This window comes from Almyronema sp. (assembly GCF_052168255.1).
Lineage (GTDB): Bacteria > Cyanobacteriota > Cyanobacteriia > Phormidesmidales > Phormidesmidaceae > Sphaerothrix > Sphaerothrix epifaneia.
The window spans coordinates 1-14,396 of sequence record NZ_JBQLZL010000053.1 but is presented as its reverse complement, the minus strand read 5'-3'; the positions used below and the strand labels follow the sequence as shown (position 1 = coordinate 14,396).

At 49.6% G+C, this 14,396-nt stretch carries 18 protein-coding genes; 11 read left to right on the top strand and 7 right to left on the bottom strand.

All coding sequences use genetic code 11. From position 1 onward, the window contains the following. Positions 1–159: 159 nt before the first annotated feature. From ACTS3T_RS12030 to ACTS3T_RS12015, 4 genes are all read left to right on the top strand, one after another. Positions 160–396: a hypothetical protein gene (locus tag ACTS3T_RS12030; RefSeq protein WP_377960105.1), complete on the top strand. Its 237-nt coding sequence runs from the start codon at positions 160–162 to the stop codon at positions 394–396. Next, positions 396–734 (top strand): type II toxin-antitoxin system PemK/MazF family toxin, encoded by a 339-nt coding sequence (locus ACTS3T_RS12025; RefSeq protein ID WP_377960183.1) that lies wholly within the window; start codon positions 396–398, stop codon positions 732–734. The genes ACTS3T_RS12030 and ACTS3T_RS12025 overlap by 1 nt, the downstream gene beginning before the upstream one ends. Before the next feature lie 145 nt (positions 735–879). Beyond that, on the top strand, positions 880–1,443 hold the full coding sequence (locus tag ACTS3T_RS12020; RefSeq protein WP_377960107.1) for a Uma2 family endonuclease: 564 nt from the start codon (positions 880–882) through the stop codon (positions 1,441–1,443). Positions 1,444–1,492: 49 nt separating this feature from the next. Beyond that, positions 1,493–2,194 carry a hypothetical protein gene (locus ACTS3T_RS12015; protein ID WP_377960109.1) on the top strand — a complete coding sequence of 234 codons (702 nt, stop codon included), beginning with the start codon at positions 1,493–1,495 and terminating at the stop codon, positions 2,192–2,194. Between the two features lie 226 nt (positions 2,195–2,420). Here the strand turns inward: ACTS3T_RS12015 and ACTS3T_RS12010 are convergent, their stop codons facing one another. Further along, positions 2,421–3,593: a sugar phosphate nucleotidyltransferase gene (locus ACTS3T_RS12010; protein ID WP_377960111.1), complete on the bottom strand. Its 1,173-nt coding sequence runs from the start codon at positions 3,591–3,593 to the stop codon at positions 2,421–2,423. 310 nt (positions 3,594–3,903) lie between these two features. Between ACTS3T_RS12010 and ppsA the strand changes: the two genes are divergently transcribed. The 5 genes from ppsA to ACTS3T_RS11985 all read left to right on the top strand — a co-directional run bounded on the left by ppsA (position 3,904) and on the right by ACTS3T_RS11985 (position 8,771). Next, entirely contained in the window at positions 3,904–6,348 is a 2,445-nt protein-coding gene (gene ppsA, locus ACTS3T_RS12005) for a phosphoenolpyruvate synthase (protein WP_377960113.1), read from the top strand. 72 nt (positions 6,349–6,420) lie between these two features. Then, positions 6,421–6,945 carry a universal stress protein gene (locus tag ACTS3T_RS12000; RefSeq protein WP_377960115.1) on the top strand — a complete coding sequence of 175 codons (525 nt, stop codon included), beginning with the start codon at positions 6,421–6,423 and terminating at the stop codon, positions 6,943–6,945. Positions 6,946–6,984: 39 nt separating this feature from the next. Next, positions 6,985–7,515 (top strand): universal stress protein, encoded by a 531-nt coding sequence (locus ACTS3T_RS11995; protein ID WP_377960117.1) that lies wholly within the window; start codon positions 6,985–6,987, stop codon positions 7,513–7,515. Positions 7,516–7,548: 33 nt separating this feature from the next. Next, entirely contained in the window at positions 7,549–8,139 is a 591-nt protein-coding gene (gene hpf, locus ACTS3T_RS11990; RefSeq protein ID WP_377960119.1) for a ribosome hibernation-promoting factor, HPF/YfiA family, read from the top strand. 56 nt (positions 8,140–8,195) lie between these two features. Continuing rightward, positions 8,196–8,771 (top strand): CBS domain-containing protein, encoded by a 576-nt coding sequence (locus ACTS3T_RS11985; RefSeq protein WP_377960121.1) that lies wholly within the window; start codon positions 8,196–8,198, stop codon positions 8,769–8,771. Here ACTS3T_RS11985 and ACTS3T_RS11980 read toward each other — a convergent pair. From ACTS3T_RS11980 to ACTS3T_RS11970, 3 genes are all read right to left on the bottom strand, one after another. Then, positions 8,746–9,006: a hypothetical protein gene (locus ACTS3T_RS11980; protein WP_377960123.1), complete on the bottom strand. Its 261-nt coding sequence runs from the start codon at positions 9,004–9,006 to the stop codon at positions 8,746–8,748. The genes ACTS3T_RS11985 and ACTS3T_RS11980 overlap by 26 nt on opposite strands. Positions 9,007–9,208: 202 nt before the next feature. Then, entirely contained in the window at positions 9,209–9,397 is a 189-nt protein-coding gene (locus ACTS3T_RS11975) for a hypothetical protein (RefSeq protein WP_377960125.1), read from the bottom strand. A 151-nt stretch (positions 9,398–9,548) separates the two neighbouring features. Continuing rightward, the gene (locus ACTS3T_RS11970) at positions 9,549–9,773 is read right to left on the bottom strand and encodes a hypothetical protein (RefSeq protein WP_377960127.1); all 225 of its coding nucleotides are present in this window, start codon (positions 9,771–9,773) and stop codon (positions 9,549–9,551) included. 247 nt (positions 9,774–10,020) lie between these two features. Here ACTS3T_RS11970 and recA point away from each other — a divergent pair, with 247 nt between their 5' ends. After that, on the top strand, positions 10,021–11,091 hold the full coding sequence (recA, locus tag ACTS3T_RS11965; protein WP_377960129.1) for a recombinase RecA: 1,071 nt from the start codon (positions 10,021–10,023) through the stop codon (positions 11,089–11,091). 32 nt (positions 11,092–11,123) lie between these two features. Then, positions 11,124–11,315, top strand: coding sequence for a DUF2188 domain-containing protein (locus ACTS3T_RS11960; protein ID WP_377960131.1), 192 nt, complete (start codon positions 11,124–11,126; stop codon positions 11,313–11,315). Here the strand turns inward: ACTS3T_RS11960 and ACTS3T_RS11955 are convergent. The 3 genes from ACTS3T_RS11955 to ACTS3T_RS11945 form a co-directional block, all read right to left on the bottom strand. Continuing rightward, on the bottom strand, positions 11,312–12,472 hold the full coding sequence (locus ACTS3T_RS11955; RefSeq protein ID WP_377960133.1) for an N-acetylmuramoyl-L-alanine amidase family protein: 1,161 nt from the start codon (positions 12,470–12,472) through the stop codon (positions 11,312–11,314). The genes ACTS3T_RS11960 and ACTS3T_RS11955 overlap by 4 nt on opposite strands. 160 nt (positions 12,473–12,632) lie before the next feature. After that, complete coding sequence (locus ACTS3T_RS11950) at positions 12,633–13,784, bottom strand: hypothetical protein (RefSeq protein ID WP_462935020.1); 1,152 nt, start codon at positions 13,782–13,784, stop codon at positions 12,633–12,635. A gap of 68 nt (positions 13,785–13,852) precedes the next feature. After that, positions 13,853–14,278, bottom strand: a complete 426-nt coding sequence (locus tag ACTS3T_RS11945) for a hypothetical protein (protein ID WP_377960137.1) — start codon at positions 14,276–14,278, stop codon at positions 13,853–13,855. Positions 14,279–14,396 lie beyond the last annotated feature (118 nt).

The window sequence follows — 14,396 nt, the reverse complement described above, 5'->3', positions numbered from 1 at the left end:
TCTTAGGTGGAAACTTTCCCTCTAATTAATAGTTAGCTGGCTCTATTTTTTGCTTGAGACTTACTGAAAAGCTATCTGCTGGTATTCAATGGCGCTCATTCTTGCAATGCTGGTATAACCGAGGTATAACCGAAGAATAGAATTTTAAGCTAGGTTGCAATGAAAACTGCAATTTCACTTCCCGATGCAGTCTTTGAACAGGCGGAAGCACTGGCGCAGCAATTAGGACTGTCACGCAGTGAGCTTTACACGAAAGCGATACAGGCTTACCTGAAAAAATACAACCGTGAGCAAATCTTGCTCAAATTGAACCAAGTTTACGCTACAGAGTCCTCTGAACTCGATCCAGTGATAGCAAGGATACAGTTTATGTCTTTGCCCCACGAAGATTGGTAATGCATCGGGGAGAAATTTGGTGGGCGAACCTACCCGATCCAGTAGGCTCAGAACCTGGATATCGTCGTCCCGTCTTGGTAATTCAGGATGATACTTTTACCCAGAGCCAGATTAGCACTGTTATCGTCGTTATCATCACTTCAAATATTCGGTTAGCGGAAGCACCAGGCAATGTACTATTACCGCGTGGGGTATCAGGTTTGTCGAGAGATTCCGTTGTAAATGTCTCTCAAATTCTCACGATCGATAAGACGTTTTTGGCTGAGCGTATTGGTTCGCTACCAGACTACTTACAGGAGGAAATAGATGAGGGTTTACGAACAGTTTTGTATCTCTAGTAGAGCCAGGTAACAAGTCGATGGAGCGGCGGATATCAGTTGCTTGCTTCGTTTCAGTATGGTTCATCGCCGCTCATCTTAGTCGTTAGGCACGCTTGTCTTATAGAATTGGTTACAAGCCTTATCCTGTTGCAAGGAAGTTCAAATGGTACAGTCTCCATCTAAACCCATCGCTTTAGAAGAATTTCTGAAGCTGCCAGAAACTAAGCCTGCCAGCGAGTACATTGATGGGCAGATCATCCAGAAGCCAATGCCACAGGGAAAGCACAGTACAATTCAAACCGAGTTGTCTACTACTATCAATGGGGTTCTTAAACCTCAAAAAATTGCACGAGCGTTTTCAGAACTGCGTTGCACGTTTGGTGGGCGCTCAACGGTTCCAGATGTATCTGTGTTTACTTGTAAGAGAATTCCTCGTGACGAAAAGGGTGAGGTTGCTAATATCTTTTCAATAGCCCCCAATTGGGCTATTGAAATCTTGTCACCTGATCAGAGCCAAACAAAAGTAACCAAAAATATTTTGCATTGCCTTAATCACGGAACTGAAATGGGCTGGTTAATTGATCCAGATGAGCAAACTGTTTTTGTATATCTTTCAAAGCAGCAACCAGAAGTGTTTGATCACTTAGAGCAAAAACTGCTAGTTCTTTCCTTTGCCAACGAGTTAAATTTGAGCGTAGGTCTAGTATTTGGTTGGCTGCTGGAGTAAAGCGGTATACAAAGCAAAGCGTGCTTCCTTAAACAATTGTAATAAGGCAATGGAACAACTTAAGTTTGCCCTTGGCCCCTACGAAATTTTTGCTTCTATTATTGGAGGATCTCCCCTTGTTCTAGCTATATTTCTTATTTGCAATCCATTTAGTAACTTGCAAGATATATTTCTAGCTATCAAAAACAATCTATCGATACCAGTAGCACTTTTAATAGCATTTTTTAGCTATATATTAGGAGGCTCAATACAGGGAATAACATGGAAATATTTTTTGTTAGTCTGCAAATTTTTTCGTCAGGATTACAGCTATTTCGGCAGCATAATTTCGCAGAAAAGCACTCTACTTATGCAATCAGGTGAGACTCAAGCCGCTTCGAGTCTTGAATTTGAAGATAAGCTAGTGATTTTGCTGCAGGAAAAAGTGGGAATTCCCAAAAATTTGGACTGGCTTAATGCTCGGTTGACTGCTTATTTAAAGGAATGCAATAGTCAAGCTGTCATAACCGCAGAATCATACTTAGCTAATCATATAATGTATAGGAATATATCCTTTTGCTTTTTACTTTTACCTATTGTTCTTCTAATCAATTTACTGCGGACACGATTACTTACTTCTGAACAGCCAGTGCTTATCTTATTATTTTTACTAATTTCTTATATGACTTTTTTTCGATCAGTCTCTTTTAAGAAGTGGCATAACAGAGAACTTTTACTCGGCTTTTACTTTTCCGCCAGTAATCGGATGTAATAAGGTAGCAGCCTAAATTTATTTGTGAATAGTTTTCGGATCGCTGGTTTCGAGGATTAATGAATACTATAGCGATAATCTTTCCAACTGATTCCTCTTTGGAATAAACAAAAGGGCGATCGCTAAGTCAAGCCAAGTCCGCTTTGCTGTTAAGTCTTTTCTAAAAAGCGATCGCCCGGTAGATCTGACTCTACCAGGCGATATTGATAGGTTACTAACTTTGGCTTTAGGGAGTGGCGGCGTGTTGTTCTAACAGTTCCGCGATCGCCTTATGCTCTAACGGTGGCTCTGCCGGAATGGGCTGGCGAGTATCTGTAATCAACCAGTCTAGCGCCGCCGCCTGCATGTCAATTGAAGCCCCTAGCTTATCCACGCAATAGCGACCAAACACCAGCTTGTCAATTAAGCGCACCCCAGGCCCAATGCGGGAATATTCAAAGATTACGCTCTTGTCCACTACAGCCCCGTTGCAAATGCAGCAGTTGCGGCCAATGGCGCTAGGGCCGATGATAGTTGCCCCATCTTCGATATGAGCCATACCGCCAATAAAGACAGGCCCTTCAATATTGACTTTGTCCCAATTAACTTTGACATTAAGACCCGTAAACACACCAGGCTTCACTTCCTGTCCCGGAATCTTTACCCCTTTGACCTTGCCCGTCAGGACATCTTGAATAGCCTGCCAGTAGTCGGGCACTTTACCAATATCAACCCATTCAAAGTCCATACGGATGCCGTAAAAAGGCGCTCCCGCTGCTACCAGTTTGGGAAATAAGTCACCACCAATATCAAACTCTTGACCCGAAGGAATATAGTCAAAAATTTCTGGTTCAAATATATAGATACCTGTGTTGATGTTAGTGCTTAGCGCTTCTTCAACCGCAGGCTTTTCCTGGAAAGACTGCACCCGGCCATTGTCATCCGTCACAACTACACCATAGCTCGGCACCTGCATCAGCGGTACCGACTTCATCACGATGGTAGCAATCGAGCCTTTTTCTCGGTGCTGGCGCACAGCTTCAGTTAAGTCTAGGTCAATCAGGGCATCACCACAAAGCACGATAAAAGTGTCATCGAAGAAAGGGGAAAAGTCCTGAATCTTCTTCATCCCACCTGCCGAACCAATGGCTTTACCCACTAGCTTCCCGTCTTGAATAAAACCTTCAAAAGAGTAAGCTAGCTGGACGCCAAAGCGCTGACCATCTTGAAAATAGCCTTCAATTTCATGCGCCAGGTGACTGACATTCACCATGATTTGATCAAATCCGTGATTGCGCAGCAGCTCAAGCAGAAATTCCATAACGGGCTTCTGCAAAATCGGAATCATCGGCTTGGGAATCGTGTAAGTAATTGGACGCACACGGGTGCCCTTGCCCGCTGCCAGAATCATGGCTTTCATAGAAACTTCTCTCTGTTGCAATCTGCTGTTAATGACACGTTTGGGAAGAATTCGCTCTGCTAGTTGCAGTCTTAAGACAGGAAACCCACATTCAAGCTAATGCTATCAGTGCCTATACGGATCTGCCCAGGTTAGTAGAAACGGTTTAAGGACTTCTCATAGAGTGCTTAGTTTTTGCAAACACGCGGCGAATTCTGCCCCTACAGCCTTCATAAGTTCCTCACAATGTTGCTCTACAACCATAAGTGAAGGGATCAGCGATCGGTTGTTCCCGACTTGACTAAATTTCCCTGCGGTAGAGGATGTTGTTATGGTTCACACAATTACCGCTCCCACGCTCCAGACAGCGAAGGAAAAAGCTTTTATTTTATGGTTTGACGCGGTCGGCATTGACGATATTCCTCTGGTAGGAGGAAAAAATGCCTCTCTCGGTGAAATGATTCAGCAGTTGACGCCTCAAGGGGTTAACGTTCCGGCTGGTTTTGCCACAACGGCCTATGCTTATCGTTACTTTGTGCAGCAAGCTGGGCTAGACGCTCAGTTGCGCCAACTTTTTGCTGACTTAGAGGTAGAGGATGTAGCTAATTTGCGGCAGCGGGGCAGACAGGCGCGATCGCTAATTCTCAATACGCCTTTTCCTGCCGATCTCCAAGCAGAGATTGAGAAAGCCTATCTGGCGTTGTGCGATCGCTATCACCGTCCAAGCGATATTGACGTTGCGGTGCGCTCTAGTGCTACGGCTGAAGATTTGCCCGATGCCAGCTTTGCCGGACAGCAAGAAACTTACTTAAATGTTCACGGTGTTAAAGCGGTTCTAGACGCTTGCCACCGCTGCTTTGCGTCTTTATTTACTGATCGCGCTATTTCTTATCGCACCCTCAAAGGCTTCGACCACTTCACCGTAGCCCTCTCCGTCGGGGTGCAAAAAATGGTGCGCTCCGATTTAGCCACTTCTGGCGTCATGTTTTCGATTGATACCGAGACAGGCTTTAAAAATGCTGCCTTGATCACTGCGGCCTATGGTTTGGGTGAAAACGTAGTGCAGGGAGCCGTCAACCCCGATGAATACTTTGTGTTTAAGCCAACGCTTAAGCAAGGGTATCGCCCCATTTTAGAAAAAAGATTGGGTAGCAAAGAGATCAAAATGATCTACGACGTTGGCGGTAGCAAACTGACTAAAAACGTTTCGGTGCCACCTTCTGATCGCGATCGCTATGCCCTCAGTGACGACGACATTCTGACCTTAGCTCGCTGGGCTTGTGTAATTGAAGATCACTACTCAGCAGTGCGCGGTCTGGATACGCCAATGGATATTGAGTGGGCCAAAGATGGCGAGAGCGGTGAGCTTTTCATTGTGCAAGCGCGACCCGAAACGGTGCAATCGCAAAAGTCAGCTCAAATCCTCAAAACCTATCACCTTGGTGCGACTTCAGAACCGCTAAAGCTGTTGGCAACCGGGCGAGCCGTGGGCGAAATGATCGGTCAAGGTCAAGCTCGGGTGATTCTAGATGTTCACAACATTGGCCAGTTTCAACCCGGTGAAGTTTTAGTAACGAACAAAACCGACCCCGACTGGGAACCGATTATGAAAAAGGCCGCCGCGATCGTCACCAATCAGGGCGGACGCACCTGCCACGCAGCTATTATTGCGCGAGAAATGGGCATTCCGGCGATCGTCGGCTGTGGAGAGGCCACCCGCAGCTTGCCGACGGGGCAGGCGGTGACGGTTTCCTGCGCTGAAGGTGAAGCAGGGCATGTTTATGCAGGTTTAGTGCCGTTTACAGTGGAGGAAACTCAGCTCGAAAACCTGCCGCCAACGCGCACTCAAATTTTGATGAATGTGGGTAATCCCGAAGAAGCCTTTGGCTTAGCGGCCATTCCCTGTGATGGCGTTGGGCTGGCGCGTTTAGAGTTCATCATTGCCAATCACATTAAAACTCACCCACTAGCGCTGCTGCACTTTGACCAGTTGAACGATCCCGCAGTGAAGCAAGCAATAGATCGGCTGACAGCCCTCTACGACCATAAGCCTGACTTTTTCGTAGACAGGTTGGCTTTTGGCATGGGCATGATTGCCGCTGCTTTTTATCCTAAGCCTGTCGTGGTTCGCCTTTCAGACTTCAAGAGCAACGAATATGCCAATCTCTTAGGCGGTCGCCAGTTTGAGCCAAATGAAGAAAATCCGATGATTGGCTGGCGGGGGGCTTCTCGCTACTACGACCCTCAATATCGAGCCGCTTTTGGGCTTGAATGTCAGGCGCTCAAGCGAGTACGCAATCAAATGGGACTGACCAACGTAATTCCAATGATTCCTTTCTGCCGTACCCCCGAAGAAGGCCGTCGAGTGCTGGCAGAAATGGCTCAGCATGATTTACGACGCGGCGAAAATGGGCTGCAAGTCTATGTCATGTGTGAAATTCCTAACAACGTGATTTTAGCTGACCAGTTTAGCCAGGTATTTGATGGCTTCTCGATTGGCTCAAACGACTTAACCCAGCTAACGCTCGGCCTCGATCGCGATTCTGCCCTAGTTGCCCATCTCTTTGACGAGCGCAATGAAGGCGTCAAAGCCATGATTGCCAACGTTATTGCCAAAGCCCAACAAAATCAGCGCAAGATTGGCATTTGTGGCCAAGCACCCAGCGATTATCCAGAATTTGCTCAGTTTCTAGTTGAGCAAGGCATCGACTCCATTAGTCTTAACCCCGACTCGGTGTTGAAAACACGGCTAATGGTGGCAGAAGTCGAAGGGTAAAGGTAAAGACGGGGAGAGGGTGGACGCCTGCCCGTCTTTGTCTTCCCTATCTTTTCTCAAGGAGGTTAAATCATGAAACGCATCTTAGTCGCTTTGGATAAATCTGATCTCAGTCAGGTAGCGCTACAAGAAGCGATCGCTTTGGCTAAAGCCCTAGAAGCTAAGTTACTGCTCTTACATGTTTTGTCAGGTAACGAGCCAGGATACCCAGAAACGCCAGCGCTGCCCAGTTTGCCTTATTACTCTGAATTTGATGAATCGCTGTGGCGAAACTATCGCCAGACTTGCCAAGAATTTTCGAACCGCTACCGAGAATGGCTGAGTTGGGAAACCGAAGCAGCCCGCTCAGCCGGGGTCACTGCTGATTATGATCAGATCTCTGGTCAGCCAGGACGGACGATTTGTGACTTTGCCAAAAACTGGCAAGCAGATTTGATTGTGATCGGCAGTCGGCAGCGGGCTGGCTTGAGCGAGTTACTGCTGGGTAGCGTCAGTAACTATGTCATGCACCATGCGCCTTGCTCAGTTTTAATTGTGCATCCCTCTCGGCAATCAGAATTCATCCAAACGGCTGAGCCAGCTTCTACCGCAGCATAGGCGGGCTGGAAATTTGTTGCTACTCATTTTAGAGGTCGTATGTTTCAAAAGATTTTGGTCGCAATCGATCGCTCAGAAGCCAGCAAACCTGTTTTAGCGCAAGCGATCGCCCTGGCAAAAGCCACAAACGCTAGTTTAATGCTGGTGCATGTGCTTTCCACCGATGAAGAAGGCAGTCCCGACCTGCCAGTTCATCCCTACGCTTCTTACTACCCGATCATGAATGACACCGTTTGGCAGAGCTATCGCCAACAGTGGGACGTTTACGAAGAAGAGATGACAGCCTGGCTCAAACAACAAGCCCAAACAGCAATTGAGGCAGGTGTGAGCACCGAATTTAGCCAAAACTCTGGCAGTGCGGGTAAAACTATTTGCGATATTGCTCGGAGCTGGCAAGCGGCGCTAATTATGGTGGGTAGCCGGGGTCGTTCGGGGCTTAAGGAGTTGCTACTGGGTAGCGTGAGCAACTACGTCATGCATCATGCCCCTTGTTCGGTGCTGATTGTGCATCCGCAAAAGCAAGGGTCACCTTTGCAAGATAACGCTACGCAGGCAGAAGTGCTGGCTTAGGCAACGCAAAAATGTTTTGTGGGAGAAAGGCTTATGCAATTGGTTGTTCAAGGAAGAAATATTGAAGTTACTGAAGCTATGCAAGCGTACGTGCAGGCAAAAATAGGCAAAGCCATTCGGCCTTTTCAAGATCTCGTGAGCGAAGCTGACGTTGTGCTTTCATTGGCTCAAAACCCTCGCATTGCAGCTCGGCAAGCAACCGAGATTACGCTCTACGTCAATAGCACGGTGGTACGAGCCGAAGAACGGCACGACAACCTTTATGCCAGCATTGACCTAGTGGCTGACAAAATTGCCCGCAAGCTACGGCGGCTCAAAGGTCGTCGCCTAGATCAAGTGCAGGCAAGTGTTAAAACGGCGGCAGCTTTTCATGAAAAACAGGTGCCTGAACAGCTCACACAGCGACAGGTAGAACTTCCGGCTGATGTCGTGCGCAACAAATACTTTGCCATGCCGCCGATGACGATTGCCACTGCCCTTGACAATCTCAAGCTAGTCGATCACGACTTTTATGTGTTTCTCAACCAAGACACTGACGAGATCAACGTTGTTTATGAGCGCAACCACGGCGGCTATGGCTTGATTCAGCCCCGACGAGGCCAAGATCAGTCTACAGCGGCTTAGCACTGGCGCTCATTTTTGCTGTGCAACCCAGGCGATCGCCCTATTAGGAGAAAACTATGCAAGTCTCTGACATCATGACTCAACGGGTTTTGACGGTTAGCCCTGGCGCTACCGTGGCGCAAGCGATCGCCTTGATGCAGTATCAAAAAGTCCGCTCTCTGATTGTCGAACCGGATGCACCGCAGGGCAGTTATGGCATTTTGACCGAGCGCGATGTTGTCTATCAGGTAATGGCTAAAGGCTACCCGCCTGAGCAGGTCAGGGTAAGCGAAATTATGCGCCAACCCTGCATTGTGATTGCGGCTGATTTAACCGTTGAAGCCGCAGCCCAGCGATTTGCCGAAACTGGCTTGCAGCGTGCGCCCGTAGTAGAAGCTAGCGACTGCGGGCAACGCCGACTCGTTGGCGTCTTATCCGTTACAGACATTGTCATGAAGTTTAATCTCGGCCAAGACTGGCAAGATCCCTTGTCTCACCCTTTGCAAGCAGCCCTACGGCAAGCGCGGGTTGTTTGTACCCCGGCGGCTCAAATCACGCAAGAGTGTGAAATTGCTTGGGAGGTGGTAGAGCAACTGAGTGCCGACGTGATCTCAAATACGGTTGCTTCTACCGGAGACGAGTCAAGCTTTTAAGGTCAAAAGAAGAGCGGGGGTTGTCTGAGGAGCGTTTGGAAGATACCCGCCGCAGACCCCTTCTAATTTTTTGATTGACAATGGAAGGCAAAGTAATGGGGGCAAATAGCGCCACCAGCAACAGAAAACACCAATAGCGCCAGTCTGCTTTGGAAACGGATGCATCTGTCAAAAAAGCTTGGAGCGAAATCAAAAAGGTTGCGATCGCCAACACAAAGTAGAGCTTCCAGAGCATGAGTAGCCATTGGGCCTATAGTGAGGGGCATCTTAAAGGTTTATATTACCTATCTGCACGATAAACCCCAGACCCCTCAATTACTTATTACTCTGTAACATCTCGCAACAACTTCCCAGGTTGACTTAGGCTCAGGAGGACTTACCACTATCAGCCTTGGCCGCTCAACGGTTGCTGGCAATCTAGAGAAATCGGCTTTGCGCTATCTCAGCTTAGAGAACAGCACCGCCGTCGGATGAGACAAAACCTGCTTGAGCGTTTGCAGGGGATGGTCATTGACGGTTAAAAAGACCAGAAAAGTCCAGACTAAAATGAGGCTACAGAAAGCGCCATACTCTAGCCAGCTACTTCTTTTTCTGAAGGTAGATTTTTTCCGCTTCGCTGTTTTCATCTGCGGTAACGTCCCTTGACTTGGTTTTATTGATACCCCTGCGTCCCAGGAAGTTCGCTGCTGCGCTTTGCTTTTACAAAAGTTAATTAATTAGTGAAGTTACGATTAAGCTATGGGTAAAACTGCGCCCAAAACGGGTTGTGCCATTGACTTATCGGCCAGCTTCTCCGTCAATGCCCTCCTCGCACTCCAGAGAATACTTCACGAGCAGCCGTCCAGCAGCGATCGCGGCTTGGCTCGTAGCGTAGTGTTCACCATCGTCTAAAACTGCAAAATCAGGGTTAATCACCCAGCAGCGATAACCTGTTTCTAAAGCATAGCTGATCCCTACAATCCAGCCTGGAAAAGCCAGAACCTGAACAATTTTTGCCTCCATTTAAGACCTCCTGCAATCCAGCGCACTCTAGAGCTTTGGTCGGAGCTGACTTAAGGCTAAAATCGCCTCTTCGGCTATGGGTCAGCTAGCTGAATCCGCGTAAATTTCACTCAATACCTATACCTAGATTAGTGCAAAGGTACTATACTGGCTCTATTGCAGAAAATTTTGGCTGAATGGCAGGTTTCTCAGGCTGAATGAGCCTGCACAGAAGCTTGCTCTAATGTGAATTCGCTCTGAGGCAGCAATGGCAACTAAAAGCGACGTTTCTGAAAAGCAAAAGGCGCTGGGCACTGTCTTGACCCAGATTGAGCGCAACTTCGGCAAAGGCTCGATCATGCGTTTGGGTGAAGCGAGCCGCATGCAAGTGGCGATGATTCCGACGGGGGCGCTTACTTTAGATGTGGCTTTGGGCGGTGGTTTGCCCAAGGGTCGAGTGATTGAAATCTATGGGCCAGAAAGTTCAGGAAAAACGACCTTAGCCTTGCACGCGATCGCCCAAATACAGAAAACAGGTGGCGTGGCCGCGTTTGTGGACGCCGAACATGCTCTAGATCCGATTTATGCAGCAGCGCTGGGCGTCAATATTGAAGACTTGCTAGTTTCGCAGCCCGATACGGGCGAAATGGCGCTGGAGATTGTGGATCAGCTCGTGCGATCTTCCGCTATTGACCTGGTAGTGGTGGACTCAGTGGCGGCTCTGACACCACGAGCCGAAATTGAAGGCGAAATGGGCGACTCGCACATGGGTTTGCAAGCTCGCTTGATGAGTCAGGCTTTACGGAAAATCACAGGCAACATTGGCAAATCGCAGTGTACGGTGATCTTTCTCAACCAGCTTCGGCAAAAAATCGGTGTGGTTTACGGCAACCCGGAAACGACAACAGGTGGCAACGCGCTTAAGTTCTATGCCTCCGTCCGCTTAGATATTCGGCGAATTCAAACTCTGAAAAAAGGCAGCGAAGAATACGGTATTCGAGCCAAAGTCAAGGTGGCTAAAAATAAAGTCGCTCCTCCTTTTCGTATTGCTGAATTTGACATTCTTTTTGGCCAAGGTATTTCTGGCTTGGGATGTTTGCTAGATATGGCAGAAGAATCTGGCGTTATTATTCGCAAAGGAGCCTGGTACAGCTACGAAGGCGACAATATTGGCCAGGGACGAGACAATACCATTCAACGACTGCAGGAAGATCCGGACTTAGCGGCAACCGTAGAGCAACTGGTGCGAGAAAAACTCAAACCTGGGGCAGGTGTCTCTGACTCAACGGCTGAAGTTACTGTAGAAGCAGTTGATGATGAGTTTGAAGATGAAGCCTAATGCCTTGGACTTACCGTGATTACCCTACTTCCATGAAAAACCTCGCCACCGAGGCAAGGCACAAAGCAATTGACATTGCCAATGCCTTGCTAGAGGAGGGCTATGAAGAATCTAGAGCGATCGCCATCGCCACCGCTCAAGCCGAAAAATGGGCAGCTAATCGTGACAAACCCGTTCGCAAGCCAGGGGCTAAAGGTGAAACTGGCAACGCCCTCAACGACTAAACCCGCTCACCTAAACGCGATCGCTCAACATAGTTCAAAATCCCCTGGGCGATCGCTTCGGCAATCTGGTTACGCGCAGCGACATCACGAAAGCGTTCGGCGTCTTCTCGTCCGGTGACAAAGCCTGTCTCGACTAAGACGGCAGGCATAGAGGTGTTGCGCAAAACGTAAAAGCGAGCCTGCCGCACACCGCGATCGCGTATATCGCTTTGGTTGAGAACGCTGCTGTGAATAGATTCAGCCAGTTCTCGTCCGCTCTGGTAGTAGTAGGTTTCAAGTCCATTGATATCCGGGCGGCTGAGGCTAATTGCATTGGCGTGGATACTAACAAACACATCTGCGTCTAACCGCTCAGCCTGGGTGACGCGGGGAGCAAGGTCAACTTCGCGATCGTCTGAACGGGTGAGAATGGCCTGTATGCCCTGCTGTTGCAAAACTTGCTGGACACGCTGAGCGATCGCTAAATTCACTGATTTTTCTTGCAAGCCGCTGATACCGATTGCCCCTGGATCGTTGCCTCCGTGGCCAGGATCTAGCACAATTACAACTTGCGATTGGGGCGTTTGCGGGCGATCGACAACGGGCACTGCCACAATAGGAGTGCCCAGGGTAACGATTTGACTGGTGAGATTGGCCGCGCCGAGTTTTTGCTGTAGGGCGATCGCCCAGCGCTGTTCGCGAAAGACGCCCGCCTGAATCATCGCTTGACCATTGACGACGGTTTGAAAAGCACTCGGTTCAATAGTGCGTACCTGAGCCTGAACCACGTCTGCCCGAACCGGGACAATAACCTGATAGGCTGTGCCATTGGCTGCTGGTAGCTGCTGCACCTCAGCCATGAGGCTGGCACTGGCTAAGCGCTGCTGCAAAGCGATCGCCCAGCGTTGCTCTTGAAACAGACCGACCTGAATTGCAGAGCGACCAGCAACCGTGGTTTGAAAAGCACCCGGTTCAATCTGGCGAACTTGCTGCAACAGCGTGGCTGCATTGATAGGAACTAAAACTTGATACTGACTTGCCGCCGCGCTACTGGCTAAAGGAGTTGTTTGGCCAGGGAGGGTCGGCACAGGCGGTAAAGTCTGCTGGGCAAAAGCAGCCGAGGCAAAGCTGCTAAAAACCGCAGTGGTCAAAGCTGTTAGAAGAGTGAGGCGGCGCATAGTCGTGCAGAGGCGAGGGAACACTGAAGCCCGTTTAGCTAGATCGGCTTCAACAGCTATGGTGGCGTATTCAGCCTGGGGCTTAGGGTTGGGCTGTATCAGTTTTTGGGCTGTCCTGCCGAAGGGCACTTTCTTCTATCAGATGCGTCGAAGCGCTTCGCTAATAGTTTTGTTGCAAAAACTGATTGACGTATTCTTCGGTCTTTTCGGCGGCAGAGAGAGGAGAACTCTCTGTTTTTTCAGCCAGCGGGAGCCTAAGATTGGGCGGTTCGGCGGGGAAAGATTGAGCGGTTGGCGTAGAGCTGATGCTGGCTGGGTGGGCTTTGGCAGAGGCGGGCAGGGGAGGGGTGAACTGCTGGTGAACGGCGATGGCGCGGGCGATCGCCTGCTGCCGTCTCGCCTGATCGCGAGAGATGTCATGAACGTTGTTCCCCAGTCCGGGCGCATTCCAGGTACCCGTATCGGGGTCTAAAAACGAACGGGTTCTAGCCCAAAGAATGGCTTCTGATTCAGGTAGGTGTAGCTGTCTGGCTTGATTGAGCCAGACGACATAACCTCGATCAAGCGCCGCTAGTGGTGCTTGATTGGCTAAATCCAAACCATTGAGTTCTTCAGCTAGCGACAAGGTCAGCGCTTTTTCGGTCGCTTGTCGCTTGAGTTCAACCGCTTGTTGTTGAAGGCGGGCCAGTTGTTTCGCGTCGGCCTCTTCCGGCGAAGTGGCTCCATGCTGATAGGAAAAGCTGCCCAGGTTCCAGACGCCATTTCCAGGATCAACGTGTCCATAATAAGCTGCCGTACGCTGTCCCTCTGGCGTGCGGGTACCTTCGGCGCTACCAATGGCTTTGGCAACTAAAGAATGAGCACCGCCCGCAAAGAGGGGATTGATGGCCAAATCGGCAGTACTGGCTAAGGGCGAAGGAACTACTGGGGGAGGAGGCAGGGGTGCCTCAGCAGTGGTTTGAGATACGGGCGGCAGCATTGGGACAGGGAGGGGAGCAGGGTTACCGATAGCGACTGGTGGGTTGATATCGGTGGCCGGGATGGCTGGCGGGTTAGTATGAGTGGCTGAGGGGGTTGGTAGCGGCGCAGCAGCAGGCGGCGGAGAAAAATCTAGCAGCGCTGAGGGAGCCGCCTTGGGGCTAGGGGGCGGGGTAGCGGCGGTAACGACTGCAACGGGCAAACTCACGACTGGGGCAGCCTCTGCCACTGGCTCCACTGAAAAATCTAGCAGTTTTGCCTGAGCAGCGGCTGGAATCATCCCCAGCAGCGTGGTTAAAACCCCTACTTTAGTAGCGCGGTTGGTTGGCTTCATGGGCAAATTTTCTACCTGGCTTATCTCAAAAACGAATGACCTGAGCAATTAGCGTTTTAAGCGAGGAATTAGTGGCGAAAGCTAAAGTCGTAGCCGACGTATTCGTCTTCTTCGTAAAGCAGAATAAACCAGGTGCCGGGGTCAAATTCCAGCGGATAAGCTTCGCGCTCGGCCACTGCTCCGGCTCGAACAGTGAGCGGTGGCAAAGTGCAAAAAGGCGCTGCGATTAGCTGCTGCACAGCTTCTCGGCTAGAACGCTCTGGAATAGAAAGGAGCTGACTGAGGCGATCGCGCGACAACCTAGATTCGGGATGAATCACTTCCTGGCAAATTTCAGTGTCAACTGCAGGCTCAGGCTGGGAGGTCAGCAGCGGTCGAAAATCGGCCAGTACCCCCACAACAGCTAAGAGAGTGCTGCCAACAAGCCAATAGCGCAAACTGCTGAGTGGATCGGCAGTCGTTTGTTGCTGAAGTCGGACTGATCGCTGTGCCATAGAGCCATTTCCTCATGCATCAGACAAAACCTACAGGCGATCGCGGTAGCCGTTCTAGGGAGTAGCCGAGACTATCCCCTTTCGCCTCGCGCCTCAATCATAGCCGATAAATAGTACA

What these genes read in the sequence shown, in the direction of transcription:
- ACTS3T_RS12030 (WP_377960105.1), top strand. Translation starts at nt 160, where the DNA reads ATGAAAACTGCAATTTCACTTCCCGATGCAGTCTTTGAACAGGCGGAA.
- ACTS3T_RS12025 (WP_377960183.1), top strand. Translation starts at nt 396, where the DNA reads ATGCATCGGGGAGAAATTTGGTGGGCGAACCTACCCGATCCAGTAGGC.
- ACTS3T_RS12020 (WP_377960107.1), top strand. Translation starts at nt 880, where the DNA reads ATGGTACAGTCTCCATCTAAACCCATCGCTTTAGAAGAATTTCTGAAG.
- ACTS3T_RS12015 (WP_377960109.1), top strand. Translation starts at nt 1,493, where the DNA reads ATGGAACAACTTAAGTTTGCCCTTGGCCCCTACGAAATTTTTGCTTCT.
- ACTS3T_RS12010 (WP_377960111.1), bottom strand. Translation starts at nt 3,593, where the DNA reads ATGAAAGCCATGATTCTGGCAGCGGGCAAGGGCACCCGTGTGCGTCCA.
- ppsA (WP_377960113.1), top strand. Translation starts at nt 3,904, where the DNA reads ATGGTTCACACAATTACCGCTCCCACGCTCCAGACAGCGAAGGAAAAA.
- ACTS3T_RS12000 (WP_377960115.1), top strand. Translation starts at nt 6,421, where the DNA reads ATGAAACGCATCTTAGTCGCTTTGGATAAATCTGATCTCAGTCAGGTA.
- ACTS3T_RS11995 (WP_377960117.1), top strand. Translation starts at nt 6,985, where the DNA reads ATGTTTCAAAAGATTTTGGTCGCAATCGATCGCTCAGAAGCCAGCAAA.
- hpf (WP_377960119.1), top strand. Translation starts at nt 7,549, where the DNA reads ATGCAATTGGTTGTTCAAGGAAGAAATATTGAAGTTACTGAAGCTATG.
- ACTS3T_RS11985 (WP_377960121.1), top strand. Translation starts at nt 8,196, where the DNA reads ATGCAAGTCTCTGACATCATGACTCAACGGGTTTTGACGGTTAGCCCT.
- ACTS3T_RS11980 (WP_377960123.1), bottom strand. Translation starts at nt 9,006, where the DNA reads ATGCTCTGGAAGCTCTACTTTGTGTTGGCGATCGCAACCTTTTTGATT.
- ACTS3T_RS11975 (WP_377960125.1), bottom strand. Translation starts at nt 9,397, where the DNA reads ATGAAAACAGCGAAGCGGAAAAAATCTACCTTCAGAAAAAGAAGTAGC.
- ACTS3T_RS11970 (WP_377960127.1), bottom strand. Translation starts at nt 9,773, where the DNA reads ATGGAGGCAAAAATTGTTCAGGTTCTGGCTTTTCCAGGCTGGATTGTA.
- recA (WP_377960129.1), top strand. Translation starts at nt 10,021, where the DNA reads ATGGCAACTAAAAGCGACGTTTCTGAAAAGCAAAAGGCGCTGGGCACT.
- ACTS3T_RS11960 (WP_377960131.1), top strand. Translation starts at nt 11,124, where the DNA reads ATGAAAAACCTCGCCACCGAGGCAAGGCACAAAGCAATTGACATTGCC.
- ACTS3T_RS11955 (WP_377960133.1), bottom strand. Translation starts at nt 12,472, where the DNA reads ATGCGCCGCCTCACTCTTCTAACAGCTTTGACCACTGCGGTTTTTAGC.
- ACTS3T_RS11950 (WP_462935020.1), bottom strand. Translation starts at nt 13,784, where the DNA reads ATGAAGCCAACCAACCGCGCTACTAAAGTAGGGGTTTTAACCACGCTG.
- ACTS3T_RS11945 (WP_377960137.1), bottom strand. Translation starts at nt 14,278, where the DNA reads ATGGCACAGCGATCAGTCCGACTTCAGCAACAAACGACTGCCGATCCA.